Source organism: Pseudorhizobium halotolerans (assembly GCF_902153235.2).
Taxonomy (GTDB): domain Bacteria; phylum Pseudomonadota; class Alphaproteobacteria; order Rhizobiales; family Rhizobiaceae; genus Neorhizobium; species Neorhizobium flavum.
Map to the genome: position 1 here is coordinate 988,275 of NZ_CABFWE030000005.1, position 15,209 is coordinate 1,003,483.

General features: G+C 62.0%; 15 protein-coding genes and 1 other RNA gene. 8 read left to right on the forward strand and 8 right to left on the reverse strand.

All coding sequences use genetic code 11. The features are described 5' to 3' along the window. The first annotated feature begins 131 nt into the window (after positions 1-131). On the forward strand, positions 132-980 hold the full coding sequence (locus FN060_RS09860) for an aldo/keto reductase (RefSeq protein ID WP_142587882.1): 849 nt from the start codon (positions 132-134) through the stop codon (positions 978-980). On the opposite strand, the gene ilvN is transcribed toward FN060_RS09860, so the two are convergent. Together ilvN and FN060_RS09870 are read right to left on the reverse strand one after the other, a co-directional pair. After that, the gene (gene ilvN / locus FN060_RS09865) at positions 981-1,553 is read right to left on the reverse strand and encodes an acetolactate synthase small subunit (RefSeq protein ID WP_142587883.1); all 573 of its coding nucleotides are present in this window, start codon (positions 1,551-1,553) and stop codon (positions 981-983) included. It lies immediately after the preceding gene. Between the two features lie 44 nt (positions 1,554-1,597). After that, positions 1,598-3,376 carry an acetolactate synthase 3 large subunit gene (locus FN060_RS09870; protein WP_183949655.1) on the reverse strand — a complete coding sequence of 593 codons (1,779 nt, stop codon included), beginning with the start codon at positions 3,374-3,376 and terminating at the stop codon, positions 1,598-1,600. A gap of 347 nt (positions 3,377-3,723) precedes the next feature. On the opposite strand from FN060_RS09870, the gene FN060_RS09875 reads away from it, so the two are divergent. Next, complete coding sequence (locus FN060_RS09875; RefSeq protein WP_142587885.1) at positions 3,724-5,808, forward strand: ATP-binding protein; 2,085 nt, start codon at positions 3,724-3,726, stop codon at positions 5,806-5,808. Here FN060_RS09875 and miaA read toward each other — a convergent pair. Continuing rightward, complete coding sequence (gene miaA / locus FN060_RS09880) at positions 5,790-6,707, reverse strand: tRNA (adenosine(37)-N6)-dimethylallyltransferase MiaA (protein ID WP_142587886.1); 918 nt, start codon at positions 6,705-6,707, stop codon at positions 5,790-5,792. The two genes, FN060_RS09875 and miaA, sit on opposite strands and share 19 nt — an antisense overlap. Between miaA and serB the strand changes: the two genes are divergently transcribed. Next, entirely contained in the window at positions 6,708-7,598 is an 891-nt protein-coding gene (gene serB, locus FN060_RS09885) for a phosphoserine phosphatase SerB (RefSeq protein WP_142587887.1), read from the forward strand. Positions 7,599-7,615: 17 nt separating this feature from the next. Then, positions 7,616-8,170 (forward strand): GNAT family N-acetyltransferase, encoded by a 555-nt coding sequence (locus tag FN060_RS09890; RefSeq protein WP_142588461.1) that lies wholly within the window; start codon positions 7,616-7,618, stop codon positions 8,168-8,170. Here the strand turns inward: FN060_RS09890 and FN060_RS09895 are convergent, their stop codons facing one another. The 5 genes from FN060_RS09895 to FN060_RS09915 all read right to left on the reverse strand — a co-directional run bounded on the left by FN060_RS09895 (position 8,171) and on the right by FN060_RS09915 (position 13,565). Further along, on the reverse strand, positions 8,171-9,865 hold the full coding sequence (locus FN060_RS09895) for a DegQ family serine endoprotease (RefSeq protein WP_142587888.1): 1,695 nt from the start codon (positions 9,863-9,865) through the stop codon (positions 8,171-8,173). A gap of 175 nt (positions 9,866-10,040) precedes the next feature. Continuing rightward, positions 10,041-11,015: a protease modulator HflC gene (gene hflC / locus FN060_RS09900; RefSeq protein ID WP_142587889.1), complete on the reverse strand. Its 975-nt coding sequence runs from the start codon at positions 11,013-11,015 to the stop codon at positions 10,041-10,043. Further along, positions 11,012-12,115 (reverse strand): FtsH protease activity modulator HflK, encoded by a 1,104-nt coding sequence (gene hflK, locus FN060_RS09905; RefSeq protein ID WP_142587890.1) that lies wholly within the window; start codon positions 12,113-12,115, stop codon positions 11,012-11,014. The genes hflC and hflK overlap by 4 nt, the downstream gene beginning before the upstream one ends. 131 nt (positions 12,116-12,246) lie before the next feature. Beyond that, the gene (locus FN060_RS09910; protein ID WP_142587891.1) at positions 12,247-12,774 is read right to left on the reverse strand and encodes a dihydrofolate reductase; all 528 of its coding nucleotides are present in this window, start codon (positions 12,772-12,774) and stop codon (positions 12,247-12,249) included. Then, entirely contained in the window at positions 12,771-13,565 is a 795-nt protein-coding gene (locus FN060_RS09915; RefSeq protein ID WP_142587892.1) for a thymidylate synthase, read from the reverse strand. The genes FN060_RS09910 and FN060_RS09915 overlap by 4 nt, the downstream gene beginning before the upstream one ends. 144 nt (positions 13,566-13,709) lie before the next feature. Here FN060_RS09915 and ssrA point away from each other — a divergent pair. The 4 genes from ssrA to FN060_RS09935 all read left to right on the forward strand — a co-directional run bounded on the left by ssrA (position 13,710) and on the right by FN060_RS09935 (position 15,207). Beyond that, positions 13,710-14,073: a transfer-messenger RNA gene (gene ssrA, locus FN060_RS09920) on the forward strand. A gap of 117 nt (positions 14,074-14,190) precedes the next feature. Beyond that, a complete protein-coding gene (locus FN060_RS09925; RefSeq protein WP_142587893.1) occupies positions 14,191-14,697 on the forward strand; it encodes an SspB family protein in 507 nt (168 codons plus the stop codon). A gap of 12 nt (positions 14,698-14,709) precedes the next feature. Continuing rightward, positions 14,710-14,904, forward strand: a complete 195-nt coding sequence (locus FN060_RS09930; RefSeq protein ID WP_142587894.1) for a DUF4169 family protein — start codon at positions 14,710-14,712, stop codon at positions 14,902-14,904. Positions 14,905-14,979: 75 nt separating this feature from the next. After that, positions 14,980-15,207 (forward strand): ribbon-helix-helix domain-containing protein, encoded by a 228-nt coding sequence (locus tag FN060_RS09935; protein WP_052638678.1) that lies wholly within the window; start codon positions 14,980-14,982, stop codon positions 15,205-15,207. Positions 15,208-15,209: the final 2 nt, after the last annotated feature.

Sequence of the window (15,209 nt, forward strand, 5' to 3'; positions counted from 1 at the left end):
GATTTGACCAAATGGTCGCCTCGTTCGACGGGCGGCCTGTCAAAGCTTTATGCTCAATCCCCCACAGCTTCAAGCGGGCTTGGCAGACAACCGTTACGCCTTATCTTGCCTCCATTGTGCAGGAGCAAGCGATGATGGACGACACCCTTCCCACAGTCACTCTCTCGAACGGCGTCACCGTGCCGGCACTCGGTCTCGGGACATGGCAGATGGGAGAGGACGCGCGCGCAGCCCAGCGGGAGGTCGAGGCCCTGCGACACGGGATCGACCTCGGCCTGACACTGATCGACACAGCAGAAATGTATGGCGAAGGTGGTGCCGAGGAGATCGTCGGAGAGGCGATCAGCGGAAGGCGGGACGACGTCTTCCTGGTCAGCAAGGTCTATCCCTGGAACGCCAGCCGCGAGGGCACGATCGCCGCCTGCGAGCGGAGCCTCAAGCGCATGAAGAGCGATCGCATCGACCTCTATCTCCTCCACTGGCGCGGAGAGCATCCGCTGGCGGAAACCGTCGACGCCTTCGAGACGCTTCGACGCCAGGGCAAGATCGGTGCATGGGGTGTCTCGAACTTCGATCTCGGCGACATGCAGGAACTACTTGCGCTCCCCGATGGACGTAACTGTGTTGCCAACCAGGTACTCTACAACCTATCGCGCCGGGGCGTGGAATACGATCTCCTGCCCTGGTGCCAGGAGCGCGGGATCACCCTCATGGCCTATTCGCCCATCGAACAGGGAAGCCTCGCCCGCAACGAGGCCCTCATCCACATCGCCAAAGCCTACCAGGCGACCCCGGCGCAGGTGGCGCTTGCCTTTCTGCTGGAACGGGACGGCGTGATCGCCATCCCAAAATCCTCCCATGCGGCGCGCGTCGCCGAAAACCGGGAGGCAGCGGCGCTGGACCTTACCGACGAGGATCTGGACGCACTGGATGCCGCCTTCCCGCCGCCGAGCCGGCCCACACGACTGGAGATGATCTGATCACATTCCTTGCGGTCCGCGGTTCATCGCCGCGATCCCGGTGCGGCAGATCTCGATCAGACCGAGCGGCTTCAGGATCGCTACGAACTGGTCGATCTTTGAGGACTTGCCGGTAATCTCCAGGATGAAGTGCTCGACCGTCGCGTCCACCACCTTGGCCTGGAAGGCGTCGGCAAGCCGCAGTGTCTCGGCGCGGTGCTCGCCGGAGCCCACGACCTTGATCAGCGCTACCTCGCGCTCGATTGGCCGCTCCTGACCAAGGCTCTGGGCCCTGACCGTCAGGTCGACCACGCGGTGCACCGGCACGATGCGCTCGAGCTGCGCCTTGATCTGCTCAAGAACGCTCGGGGTGCCGCGCGTCACGATGGTGATTCGCGACAGATGCGCCTCGTGCTCCGTCTCCGAGACGGTGAGGCTCTCGATGTTGTAGCCGCGGCCGGAGAACAGGCCGATGACACGGGCCAGCACGCCCGGCTCGTTGCTGACGAGCACCGAGAGCGTGTGGCTTTCAGCCTTTGCCGTCTCGGGAGCGATGAAATAGGCCGAGCCGGTGGGTAGATGATGGGCATTCATTGGTTTGCGTCCACTACTTCAGGAATGACTTTAACAAGCGGTGCTTACACGAGCTGTCGGCCCTTGGCGTCGATCGCCGTCGCAACGGCCTCGTCGGTCGCCTCGTCGGGCAGCAGCATCTCGTTATGCGCCTTGCCGGACGGGATCATCGGGAAGCAGTTGGCGAGGTTGGCCACGCGGCAGTCAAAGATCACCGGCTTCTTGACCGCGATCATCTCCTCGATCTTGCCATCGAGCTCCTTTGGGTCGTCGCAATACATGCCGACGGCGCCATAAGCCTCCGCCAGCTTGACGAAGTCCGGCATAGCTTCCGTGTAGGAGTTGGACAGGCGGTTGCCGTGCAGAAGCTGCTGCCACTGGCGCACCATGCCCATGTATTGGTTGTTGAGGATGAAGATCTTGATCGGCAGATTGTACTGGATGGCACAGGACATTTCCTGGATGCACATCTGGATCGACGCGTCGCCGGCGATGTCGATGACCAGCGCATCCGGATGCGCCACCTGGACGCCGATGGCGGCCGGCAGGCCATAGCCCATCGTTCCGAGACCCCCGGACGTCATCCACCGGTTGGGCTCCTCGAAGCCGAAGAACTGCGCTGCCCACATCTGGTGCTGGCCGACCTCGGTCGTCACGAAGGTCTCCCTGCCCTTCGACAGTTCGTAGAGCCGTTCGATCGCATATTGCGGCATGATGACGTCGTTGGACGGCTTGTAGGCGAAGGACTTGCGCGCTCTCCAGCGGTCGATGCTGTCACGCCACTCCTGCGTCTGGCTCTTCTCGGGCTTCGTCGGCAGGGCACGCCACAGGCGGACCATATCCTCCAGCACCGTTCCGACGTCGCCGAGGATCGGAATATCGACGCGGACATTCTTGTTGATCGACGACGGGTCGATGTCGATGTGGATCTTCCGCGAGTTCGGCGAGAAGGCATTGATCCGACCGGTGATGCGATCATCGAAGCGAGCGCCGATGCAGACCATGACGTCGCAGTCATGCATCGCCATGTTCGCTTCGTAGGAGCCATGCATGCCGAGCATGCCGAGCCAGTTCTTGCCCGAAGCCGGATAGGTGCCGAGCCCCATCAGGGTCGAGGTGATCGGGAAGTCCGTCAATTCGACGAGCTCGCGCAGCAGGCGCGACGCTTCCGGGCCGGAATTGACTACTCCGCCGCCCGTATAGAGAACGGGCCGCTTAGCCGTCGCCATGAGCTCGACAGCCGCCTGGATTGCCTTCAGGTCGCCCTGCAGCTTCGGTGTATAGCTCTTGTTTACCGGCGCTTCGCCGGGAGGCGTGTAGGTGCCTGTAGCGAATTGTATATCCTTCGGAACGTCGACGACAACCGGGCCGGGACGACCGGTCTGCGCAATACGGAAGGCCTCGTGGATGATGCCCGCCAGTTCGTTGACGTCCTTGACCAGCCAGTTGTGCTTCGTGCAGGGCCGCGTGATGCCGACGGTGTCGCATTCCTGGAAGGCATCCGAGCCGATCAGGGTCGTCGGGACTTGTCCCGAGATGCAGACCAGCGGCACCGAATCCATCAGCGCATCCTGCAGCGGCGTTACGGCATTGGTGGCACCCGGGCCGGACGTGACCAGCATGACGCCGACCTTGCCGGTCGAACGAGCATAGCCTTCCGCGGCGTGGCCGGCGCCCTGCTCGTGGCGAACGAGGATGTGCTGGATCTCCTCCTGCTGGAAGATCTCGTCATAGATCGGCAAGACCGCACCACCGGGATAGCCAAAGATGTGCTCCACCCCGTTATCCTTCAGCGCCCTCAGAACGATCTCCGCTCCCGTCATCCGATTGTTGCTATCCGTCATTGTCTGGTCCATCCGCTGCTGGTCTGCTGTTCCGTGATCGAGGCATAAAAAAAGGCCCCTTGAGGAGCCTGTCTTTCCGCGCATGGGTGGCTAACGCCGGATGGTTACACCATCCTGCCCATGCGCGTTCCCACCACGATAAGTGCGTTCAAAATCGTCATGCGCGGAAGTGTTAGACAGATTAATGCCCTGCGTCAACGCGATCTGGCGAAAAATTACCCGCTCCTGCAGCCATCTGTCCGCACAAGCCCTTACACCACTTGTTAAATCGGCTGGGCTACACTGGGCATTGGTCTGCAGCTTTGGGAGCATCCGTTCCGCCTCCCGCTCGACGACAGGGCTTCGTTTTGCGAAACAACGACTTGCACCGTTCCATCTCGGCTGGCGAACAGGATCGCCGCGACGCGCATCTCGCAGGCAATCGCATGCTTGGGCGCGTGGTCGCCTGCAATGGCTCGAAAGCAACGATTGCGGCCGTGGCGGAAAGCGGCGAGACCGCGCTCACCGAACTCTGGTCGGTCGGACGCCTGATCTCGATCGGTGTCGGCAGCAACCGGGTCGTGGCCCTCGCCTACTCGATGAGTACCGATGAAAAAAGCTGGGGCGAGCAGAACGACAATAGCTTCCAGATCGAAGCCGAATTGCTGGGCGAAGTCCGGGTCGGGCCGGATGGCCGAGAAGAATTTTCCGGCGGCATATCCCGCTATCCCTATCTTGGCGCCATTGCCCATCGCATCCGCGCCTCCGACCTCCTGCGCATCTACGACGCGGGCAAGAACGACAGCTGCGTCATCGGCAAGCTGACTCAGGACGAGACCATCGATGCGGCCATTCACATACCGTCAATGCTGTCCAAGCATTTCGCCATCGTCGGCTCCACCGGGGTCGGAAAATCGACGGCAGTATCACTCCTGCTTCACAAGGCCATCGAATCCGACCCGAAGCTCAGGGTGCTGATCCTTGATCCGCACAACGAGTTCGCCGCCGCCTTCCCCGGTCATGCGGTGGTGATCGATCCCGAGACTCTCGACCTGCCCTTCTGGCTGATGAAGCTCGAGGAGTTTGCGGAAGTGCTTTACCGAGGGCGTCCTCCTGTCGCCGAGGAACTCGACATCCTGCGCGATCTCATCCCGGAAGCGAAGCGGGCGTTCCGCGGTGGCGAGACCGGCTTGATGCGCCGCACGACCGAGAAAAGCTCCATTACGGCGGACACCCCGGTTCCCTACAGAATGGCGGATCTGCTGGCGCTGATCGACGAGCGCATCGGTCGCCTGGAAGGCCGAGGCGAAAAACCGGTCCTGCGGCACCTGAAGATGCGAGTCATGTCGGCGATCAACGATCCCCGCTATCATTTCATGTTCTCCAACAACACGATCCAAGACACGATCATGGAGACCATCGCCCACATCTTCCGCATTCCGGGCGGTGACAAGCCGATCTGCACGTTTCAGCTGGCGGGCATTCCGTCAGAAGTGGTCAACTCGATCGCATCGATACTCTGTCGGATGGCTTTCGAGCTCGCCCTCTGGAGCAACGGCGCCATCCACATGCTGGTCGTGTGCGAGGAGGCCCACCGATATGTCCCGGCGGACCCCGAGCGAGGCTTCTTCCCGACCCGCCAGGCGATTGCCCGCATTGCCAAGGAAGGCCGCAAGTACGGCGTGTCGCTCGGCGTCATCACCCAGCGACCGGGGGAACTGGACCAGACGATTCTGTCCCAATGCTCGACATTGTTCGCAATGCGCCTTTCGAACGACCGCGACCAGGAAATCATCCGCTCGGCAATCCCGAACTCCTCCATCTCGACGCTGAGCTTCCTTTCGTCGCTCGGAAATGGCGAAGCGATTGCGTTCGGCGAAGCGATAGCCGTACCGATGCGCCTGCAGTTCGCCCGTGTGGAGAAGAGATATCTGCCGAAGGCGAACGGTGTCCTCGACAAGGGTAGCGAGGAAACGCCCGATACAGTTGACCTTCGTAGCGTCGTTGCAAGGATGCGCTCCGTCAGCGCACCCGAACTGGGCCCCTGCCGCCAGGGAACCGATCATGCCGACAATGCCTTCCGGCGAAGCGATGCCGACGACCTGGAACAGGATTCGGGCATGGGCGAAATGGAACTGGACCGCTGGGCTCGAAGTGTCACACCATCCCCTCCACCGACCCCATACAGACCGGGCGATACAGCAAGACCCGAGCGCTACCGTCCGGATATGCTGCCGGGCGCCACACGATCGCCCACCGCGCCGCCTTCAACCTCGTATGAACCGTCACCGGCCCATCGCCAACCTGTCACCGATGACGGCGCGCCAGCGGCCCATCGCTCCCTGCGTGCCGACGGCGGCTTGCGCTCCTCCCAGCCGCTTCGTCGGGAGGGGTCCCTTCGCGACACCTTGCTGAAGAAGCCGCTGAGCAGCCTCTACGACAACAGGGACTGAGGCTCGGAGGGATCGATCCTCCTCCAGCTCTCGTCCATCTGGTTGCGGAACCAGGTCATCTGCCGTTTCGCGTACTGGCGCGTGAGCGCCGATGTGCGCTCGATGACCTCCCCGGCCGTCATCTGCCCCTTGAGCATGGCCGTGATCTGGGCCACTCCGATCGCCTTCATGGCGGGAACATCGGGATCGGGATGAAGTGCGAGGAGCGCCTCTACCTCCTCCACGGCACCGCAATCGAACATCTGCTCGAAGCGCCTGTTGATCCGCTCGTGCAGGACCGCCCGGTCGGGAAGCGCAACCACCTTCAATGCCCGCTCGCCCTTGACGACAACGGGCCCAGGCTTTCCCTGATAGTCGAGGATGGAACGGCCGGTCGCGTGCAGAACCTCGAGCGCCCGCACGATCCGCTGCCCGTCCGCCCGCCTGAGTGTTGCGGCAGCAGCGGGATCGAGCGCCGTAAGCTCCGCATGAAGCCGGTCCGCCCCTTCCTCCTTCAGTCGCTGACGCAAACCCGAACGAACATCATGTGCGATCTCGGGCATGTCGGACAGGCCGCCGGTCAGGGCATTGAAGTAGAGGCCGGTGCCGCCCACGAAGATCGGCATCCTCCCCTCGTCGCGCAGCCGCGGCAGAAGCTCCGCCACATTGCGCAGCCATTCGCCCGTCGAATGGGCATCGGTCGCCCTGACATAACCGTAAAGATGATGCGGGATGCCGGCCATCTCCTCCTCGGATGGACGCGCGGTCAGGACACGCAAGGTGTCATAAACTTGCATGCTGTCGGCATTGACGACCACGCCTCCGGTTTCGGCCGCACACCGGAGCGCAAGCGCCGACTTGCCGCTGGCGGTCGGCCCCGTTATCAGGATCGCGTCGTAATTTCTTGCAAGGTCCTTCATATGGCTTCCGTTGCCACGCTCATCGCCCATCCGTCAAATGCCGTTCTGTCCGCAATCGTGGGCGAGACAGCGGCCGAGGCGGTGAACGCTGCCGGACTGTACTGGCTGGCGGACGGGATTGCCTGCGATATTGCGCTGCGCGACGGCACCGACGTGGAGGCCGCAGAACAGAAGCTTCGGGATGCCGTGGCGGGAATGCCGGTCGATCTCGTGATCCAGGAGGCCGAGACGCGCCGCAAGAAGTTCCTGATTGCCGACATGGACTCCACCATGATCGGCCAGGAGTGCATCGACGAACTCGCCGATGTCGTTGGCCTCAAGGACAGGGTGGCGGAAATCACGGCGCGCGCGATGAATGGCGAGATTGCCTTCGAGCCCGCCCTGCGCGAGCGGGTCGCACTCCTGAAGGGCCTGCCTATCTCGGTTGTCGACGAGGTCATCGCCAAGCGCATCACGCTGACATCCGGCGGACCGGAACTCATCGCGACGATGAGGAAGAACGGCTTCCATACCGCGCTGGTATCCGGCGGGTTCACCGTCTTCACCAATCCGATTGCCGCCCGCCTCGGCTTCCACGAGAACCGCGCTAACCTTCTGCTCGCCGAAGATGGCATTCTGACCGGCAAGGTCGCCGAGCCCATCCTCGGCAAGCAGGCGAAGATCGACGCCGTGATCGACATCTCCGCCCGGCTCGGCATTTCCACCGATGACGTCATTGCCGTGGGCGACGGCGCCAACGACCTCGGCATGCTGAACCTTGCCGGCTCGGGCGTCGCGCTCCACGCCAAGCCAACCGTCGCGGCCCAGGCGAGGATGCGGGTTGACCATGGCGACCTGACGGCGCTCCTCTACATCCAGGGCTATCGCAAGTCGGATTTTGCGAGCCCATGACCCTGAACGAGCCGCCGCTGATCATCCTCGACACACCGCGCCTCCGCGTTCGCAACTGGGTAGAGAGCGACCGTGACCTTTTCCGGGAGATCAACTCCGATCCCAAGGTCATGGAATTCTTTCCCTTCCGCCGCAGCCATCAGGAATCGGATGCGCTCCTCGACAAGCTCAACGGCTCGATCCGGGATACCGGCCTCGGCTTCTATGCCCTGGAACTGAAGCACTCCGATGAGCCGATCGGCTTCTGCGGCCTCTCCCACCCCAATATGCCGGAAATCTTTCCGGCCGAGACGGTCGAGATCGGCTGGCGCCTGGCCACGCGCTTTTGGGGCAACGGCTATGTGACGGAAGCCGCCCGGGCACTGTTGGACTTCGCGTTCAACGAGAAGGCTATCCCCGCCCTGCTTGCCTTCGCCGTCGAAGCGAACCATCGGTCGACGGCGGTGATGAAGCGCATCGGCATGCGCCCGTGGCCGCAGATGGATTTCGACCATCCGCGCGTGCCCGATACGCATCCCCATCTCAAGCGGCATGTCGTCTATGCCGCCACAGCAGACTTTCTCGGACGTTGACTACTCGAGCGGCACTGCCACGAAGCGCAGTGCGCCAGTCGGATCGGCGATCATCAGGTGGACGTTGCGACGCCCTTCCGCCTTCAGGGCATCGATCCGATCCGTCACCGCCGTCGGGCTGTCGACGAAGTCCTGTGCGACCTCAACGATCACATCACCCCGCTTCAGGCCCTTGTCCGCCGCTGCCGATCCATCCTCGACATCCGTGATCACGACACCCTCGACGCTATCGTCGATGCCAAACTCGGCGCGCCTCTCGTCGTCGAGCGGCGCAATCGTCATGCCGAGGGCGACTGCAGGATCTTGCTCCGCCTCTCCATTCTGATCCTCACCCTGCTCGCCACCATCGGGCATCGGCTCCTCACCCTCGGGATTGACGCCTTCCTCGGCGTCCTCGTCCGAAGGACTGTCCTCCAGCCGTCCAAGCGTGACCTTGACCGTCTCTTCCTTGCCGTCACGCAGAACCGTCACGTCGACGGCCTTACCGACGGGGCTTTCAGCCACCACGCGCGGCAGGTCGCGCATCTCCCGCACCGGCACGCCGTCGAAGGTCAGGATCACGTCGCCCGCCTTGATCGAGCCGTCATCGACCGGGCCGCCCTTGACCACGCCGGAGACCAGCGCGCCGCGCACGCTGTCCAGCCCCAGGCTTTCCGCCACCTCATCGGTCACCGGCTGAATCCGCACGCCGAGCCAGCCACGCCGCGTTTCGCCAAACTCGATCAACTGGTTGACGATGTTCTGCGCAAGCTCCGTGGGCACGGCGAAGCCGATGCCGATCGACCCGCCCGACGGCGAGATGATCGCGGTGTTGATACCGATCACCTCACCCTTCATGTTGAAGAGCGGGCCACCGGAATTGCCCTTGTTGATGGCGGCATCAGTCTGGATAAAGTTGTCATAGGGCCCGGCGTTGATGTTACGGCCTCGCGCCGAGATGATGCCCACGGTCACCGATCCGCCAAGCCCGAAGGGGTTGCCGATCGCCATCACCCAGTCGCCGATCCGCATCTGGCGCGAATCGCCGAAACGGACCGCCTTGAGCGGCGCCGGCGGCTCCACCTTCAGGACCGAGAGATCGGTCTTGGGGTCGGTCCCGACCAGTGTCGCCTTCAACTTGCTGCCGTCCGGGAAGACGACCTCGATGTCGTCTGCATCTTCGATAACGTGGTTGTTGGTGACGACGAATCCGGACGGGTCGATGACGAAACCGGAACCGAGCGAATTGACCTTCTGATTTCCCCCCTGGCTCCCATCGCCGTCAAAGAACTCATCGAAGAACTCTTCAAATGGCGAACCATCCGGCGTCTGCGGTGCCTGGGGTCCTGCTCCCGCGCCCCCGACGCTCTGCGAGGTCGATATGTTCACCACGGCATCCAAGAGACCCTCGGCGAGATCGGCGACGGAGGCCGGACCCGTGCCTATAGCCGGCCCAGTCGTAGGCGCGGCCGTGACCGTTGGCACCGCAGTCGGGGGCGCAGGCAGCATGGCGTCCGGTGCCAGATCCTGAGCTTCTCGTTGAGGCGTTTCCTGTGCAGATGGGGGAGCGACCTCCTGCTTCGGGGTGCCATTCTGTGGCGCCTGGGGTGCATCGGCTGGCGGGCTACTTTTCTGCGCCTGCGCCCCCGCGGCAATGGCAACGATGGCGACCGCTGCGACGGAACGCTTCAACGACGATAGAACCGATTGAGCCATCGGGCCCCCCTTGTATGAATATCCTGACTGAGGCTATGCCGCCACAGCACATCCTGCTGACTTTCCCCGCAAGATAGGGCGGATTGAAGACCGAAGAAATTGCCTTTTTCGTGAGACATGCAGGCAGCAGGAACGATGCTCGAATGAAAAGAGGCGGCCGGAGCCGCCTCTTGCATCAACCGCCATTTGCAGGTGCCGCAGGAACACCTGGCGAAGCCCCCGCCGCAGCGGGCGGAGCCGTCGGTGTCTGGCTGGAGACACCAGCAGAGCCCCCTTGCGAATTGTTCAGGTACTTGAAGAACTCCGAATCCGGCGACAGGACCATGGTCGTGCCCTGATCGGCGATGGAGGCGACATAGGCCCGCATCGACCGGTAGAATTCGAAAAAGCCAGGATCGCGACCGAATGCCTCGCCGAAAATCTTCGTGCGTTCAGCATCGCCTTCGCCTCGGATGATTTCGGAGTCTCGCTGGGCAGCGGAGACGATCTCCACCACCTGACGGTCGGCGATCGCGCGCCGCGTCTGGCCCAGTTCGTTACCGCGGGCACGGATCAGTTCGGCTTCGGCGAGACGCTCGGCCTTCATCCGCTCGAAGGTCTGCTGCGAGACTTCCTGGGTAAGGTCCGTGCGACGGATACGGACGTCGCGGACTGCAAGGCCCAGCGACTCGGCCGCATCGCGCAGCTGTGCATTGACTTCCTGCATCATCTGCGACCGTTCGTCCGACAGGGCTGCATCGAAGTTGCGCAGACCATAGACACGGCGAAGAGCGGCGTCGAGACGGGTGCGAAGACGGGCCTCGGCAGCCTCCCGGTCGCCGGAAACCGTTTCGCGGAACCGCCGGGGATCGCTGATCTGGTAGACCACGAACGCGTCGACCTCGTAGAAGGCACCGCCGCGGACCTGGACGCGGATGTCGTCGAGATCGAAGCGTAGCGCCCGGTCCTCAACATACTGCACCCGGTCAGCGTCCATGAAGGCGAAGGGCAGTTTGAAGTACAGGCCAGGCTCCGCCTTTACGTCCTGAATCTCACCGAAGCGGACAACGATAGCCTGCTCCCGCTCGTTCACCACGAAGACGGACGAGTAAATGAGGAAGAGCAGGATCGCGAGACCGATCAAAATAGCTGGGAGGCGATTGGAACTCATCGGTTATCCCCCTGCTGGCTGCTGCCACGGTTCAGTTCGTTGAGGGGCAGGTACGGAACGACGCCCTGCCGCTCATCCATGATGATCTTGTTGGAATTCTTCAGGACCGTCTCCATGGTCTCGAGGAAGATACGCTGGCGCGTGACCTCTGGGGCGGTGGCATATTCGTCATAGATGGAGATGAAGCGCTGCGCCTCACCCTGTGCCTCGTTCACGACGCGATCCTTGTAGGCTGCCGCCTCTTCGCGGATCTGCGCGGCTTGACCGCGAGCCTGACCCAGTTGCTGGTTGGCGTACTGGTTGGCCTCTTCGACGAAACGGTCCTCATCCTGCTCGGCGCGCTGCACTTCTTCGAAGGCATCGGCGACTTCGCGCGGCGGAGCCGCATCCTCGATCGGTACGGCATTGATGGAGATGCCGGAACCGTAGGTGTCCATCGTCCCCTGAATGATCGCGCGGACCTCGGTCGAGATGTCCTCACGATTGTCGCGGAAGATATCCTGCGCCGGGCGGCGACCGACCACCTCGCGCATGGCGCTCTCGGCGACCTGCTGCAACGTGGCTGAGGGGCTTTCCAGGTTGAAGAGATAGGCCTTCGGGTCGCTGACGGTATAGAGCACCGAGAACTGCACGTTGACGATGTTCTGGTCCCCAGACAGCATGAGGCCAGCGGAGGATTGGGCGCTGCCTGCAGCACCGATATTCTGCTGCTGCTCGGTGACCTTGACGATCTCGACGGTCTCGAAGGGCCAGAAATGGAAATGCAGGCCGGGCATGGAGATTTCTTCCTTCGGCTTGCCGAAGCGAAGTTCCACGCCGCGCTCATCCGGCTGAACGGTATAGACGGACTGGATCGCTAGGAACGCAACGATCGCGAGGACGACGAAGACCGCAGCCCCGCCGTTGAAGCCACCAGGGACGATCCCGCGAAGACGGTCCTGGCTGCGGCGGATCAGGTCTTCCAGATCCGGAGGACCACCACTTCCGCTTCCGCCACCGCCCCGAGGACGGTTCGAACCACCGCCACCCCATGGGCCCTGATTATTGCCGCCGCCGCCGCCCCACGGGCCGCCGCCGCCATTCTGATTGCTCCAGGGCATCAAAACCTCTTTGTTTGCCACTCCCAAATACGTGGAAGCGCAGCTCCCTCGTCCTGCCCCCGTTATAGGGAGGCCGGCCGGTGCTTTCAACGATGCGTCAATAACTTCGGGGTGTTTGATAACGAAATGTTTCAGTTTGTCGCGGGGCGACGGCGATAGATCGCAAAACGGGTCGGATAGTCGTCCCGCTCACCCGCTGGAACGAGCGTCTCCTCGACCTTCTCGAATACAGCGGGATCGATAGGCGGAAAGAACGTGTCTCCGTCCGGAACGGCAATCTCGACATGCGTGACATAGAGCATGTCGACGAGGTCCATCACCTGCCGGTAGATCTCGCCCCCACCGATCACGCAGACTTCTGCAGCACCGGTTTCGGCAGCAATTGCCTGGGCCTCGGTCAAGGCTTTCTCCACGCCGTCAACTGTTACAGCACCCTGCACGCTGAAATCGCGGCTCCGGGTAATGATGACATGGCGGCGTCCAGGCAACGGCTTGCCGCCGAAGGATTCCAGCGTCTTTCGACCGAGCACGATGGGCTTGCCGATGGTCAGCTCCTTGAAGCGCCTCAGGTCTGTCGAGAGATTCCAGGGCATGCCGCCATCGCGGCCGATGACGCCATTCTGAGCGACCGCGACGACGATGGAGACGGGAACAGTCATACCGCGATCGGTGCCTTGATGCTGGGATCGGCCACGTAGTTCTCCAGCGTAAAATCCTCGTAGCGGAAGGCAAAGAGATCCTTCACTGCCGGATTGATGCGCATGGTCGGCAAGGGCTTCGGAGTTCGCATCAGTTGCAGCTCTGCCTGCTCGAAATGGTTCCTGTAGAGATGCGCATCGCCGAGAGTATGGACAAAATCGCCGGGCTTGAGCCCTGTCACCTGCGCCATCATCATGGTCAGGAGCGCATAGGACGGGATATTGAAGGGAACGCCGAGGAATATGTCGGCGGACCGCTGGTAGAGTTGGCAGGAGAGCCGGCCGTCCGCCACGTAGAACTGGAACAGGCAGTGGCAGGGCGGAAGCGCCATCTCGTCAACCAGCGCCGGGTTCCACGCCGAAACGATGTGGCGGCGGGAGTTCGGGTTGGTCTTCAGTGATTCGATCACATTGGCGATCTGGTCGATATGGCTACCGTCGGGCGCCGGCCAAGACCGCCACTGGGCCCCGTAGACCGGCCCGAGATCCCCATTCTCGTCGGCCCATTCGTCCCAGATGGTAACGCCGTTTTCCCTCAGATAGGCGATGTTGGTATCGCCGCGCAGGAACCAGAGCAATTCGTGGATGATCGACCGCAGGTGCAGCTTCTTCGTCGTCAGGACGGGAAAGCCGTCCTCGAGGTCGAAGCGCATCTGGTAACCGAAGACGGAGCGAGTGCCCGTCCCGGTTCGGTCTCCACGGTCGGTGCCGTGGTCCATCACATGTCGGAGAAGGTCGAGATATTGCCGCATGATTTCATTGCCACTCTGTTCGGCCGGCATCCTACAGGCCGCAGCATCCGGAACCAAGCGCAGACAGGACATCCGTGGCGTCTATCCCCGGAAGTTAGTGCCGGCATCCGGATGGATCGAGGATGCGATCTATTCGAGGTCGCACCCCTTTTCACGGCGTAAGGAAATCCCTATATCTGCCTTGCCGGGCCTCGGTCCGGCTATGGCGATAAACGGTCGATGAAATAAGCCTATTGGACCCGGGGGCGGTACCCGGCGCCTCCACCAAAAACCGGTCTACCGAGACGACCGGCTTCTGATGGGGGCGAAATAGGATCGACAAGGGTGTAAAGATCGAACTTTTGCTCGGCATGATACCGCCGTTATCGGGTCACAATAGTAGTTGCAAACGACAACTATGCGGAAGCTCGTCTCGCTGCCTAATGGCGGTGTGACACTTCAAATCAAGTCCTAAGGGGTCGCACTCTTAGGCGGGGTCCGAAGGCACCTGGCAACAGAAGCCTTCACCTTCTCCCTTTTTTGCGAAATTATATACACTGGCCACCAAGCGGGCGCTTTTCCGCGTATGGCTGGCATGGCATAAGGATGCTTCGAGAAAGCATTCAGAACTGAGAGACAGAACCGCATGGGGCAGGATCATATCCGCTACGATATCTTGGCGCAGGACGCATTGCGCGGTGTTATCCGCAAGGTGTTGAGCGAAGTCGCTGCCACGGGTCGGCTGCCAGGCGACCACCACTTCTTCATCACCTTCCTGACTGGCGCGCCGGGCGTTCGCATCTCTCAGCATCTCAAGACGAAGTATCCCGAGCAGATGACCATCGTCATCCAGCACCAGTTCTGGGACCTGAAGGTATCCGACACCCAGTTCGAGATCGGCCTGTCCTTCTCCGACACGCCGGAGCGGCTGGTAGTCCCGTTCAACGCGATTCGCGGATTCTATGATCCGTCGGTGAATTTCGAGCTCGAGTTCGAGGTTCCGCTGGCGGAAGAGGACGAGAACGCCTCGGCCGAGATCACTGCCATTCCCGTTGAGAGTGCCGCAAGGCATGACGCCGTCGAACAGGCGGAAGGGGAGGAAAAGAAGCCGGCATCAGTCGTGTCGCTCGATTCCTTCCGAAAGAAGCAATAGGGTTGCCGGGCCATGAGCGGTGACGTTGTCAATCTGCGCCAGGCCCGGAAGGCGAAGCAGCGCCTGGAGAAGGAGAGGCAGGCCGATCAGAACCGCCTCACCTTTGGTCGCAGCAAGACGGAAAAGACACTGACGAAGGCGCTGAACCGCAAGGCCGAGCGCTCCCTTGACCAGGGACGACTGGAAAAGCAGGACAATCGCGACTGAACGGCGCACTCCGAAGAGTCGAGGTCGCACAGACGCCAAGCAGGGTATGACCTTTGCTTTCGACAGGAGGCGCCGGTGATCCGCAAACATTCCGCAACACTGCATGGCCACCGTACCAGTTTCTCCCTCGAGGACGAATTCTGGGAGGAGCTGAAACGCATCGCCGCGGAACGTGGTCTCAGCATCGCCGGCCTCATCGCCTCGATCGACGATGCCAGAGCGCCGGACAGCAATCTTTCGTCTGCGCTGCGGCTGCATGTCCTTCGATGGCACCAGGAAAAAAACGCGTCCGACCTTCGCTGAGG

Bases quoted from the DNA above. Each gene is read 5' to 3' on its own strand.
- FN060_RS09895 (WP_142587888.1), bottom strand. From the start codon at position 9,865: ATGGCTCAATCGGTTCTATCGTCGTTGAAGCGTTCCGTCGCAGCGGTC.
- ilvN (WP_142587883.1), bottom strand. From the start codon at position 1,553: ATGAATGCCCATCATCTACCCACCGGCTCGGCCTATTTCATCGCTCCC.
- FN060_RS09860 (WP_142587882.1), top strand. From the start codon at position 132: ATGATGGACGACACCCTTCCCACAGTCACTCTCTCGAACGGCGTCACC.
- hflK (WP_142587890.1), bottom strand. From the start codon at position 12,115: ATGCCCTGGAGCAATCAGAATGGCGGCGGCGGCCCGTGGGGCGGCGGC.
- hflC (WP_142587889.1), bottom strand. From the start codon at position 11,015: ATGAGTTCCAATCGCCTCCCAGCTATTTTGATCGGTCTCGCGATCCTG.
- FN060_RS09915 (WP_142587892.1), bottom strand. From the start codon at position 13,565: ATGCGGCAATATCTCGACCTTCTCCGACATGTGATGGACCACGGCACC.
- FN060_RS09925 (WP_142587893.1), top strand. From the start codon at position 14,191: ATGGGGCAGGATCATATCCGCTACGATATCTTGGCGCAGGACGCATTG.
- miaA (WP_142587886.1), bottom strand. From the start codon at position 6,707: ATGAAGGACCTTGCAAGAAATTACGACGCGATCCTGATAACGGGGCCG.
- FN060_RS09930 (WP_142587894.1), top strand. From the start codon at position 14,710: ATGAGCGGTGACGTTGTCAATCTGCGCCAGGCCCGGAAGGCGAAGCAG.
- FN060_RS09870 (WP_183949655.1), bottom strand. From the start codon at position 3,376: ATGACGGATAGCAACAATCGGATGACGGGAGCGGAGATCGTTCTGAGG.
- serB (WP_142587887.1), top strand. From the start codon at position 6,708: ATGGCTTCCGTTGCCACGCTCATCGCCCATCCGTCAAATGCCGTTCTG.
- FN060_RS09910 (WP_142587891.1), bottom strand. From the start codon at position 12,774: ATGACTGTTCCCGTCTCCATCGTCGTCGCGGTCGCTCAGAATGGCGTC.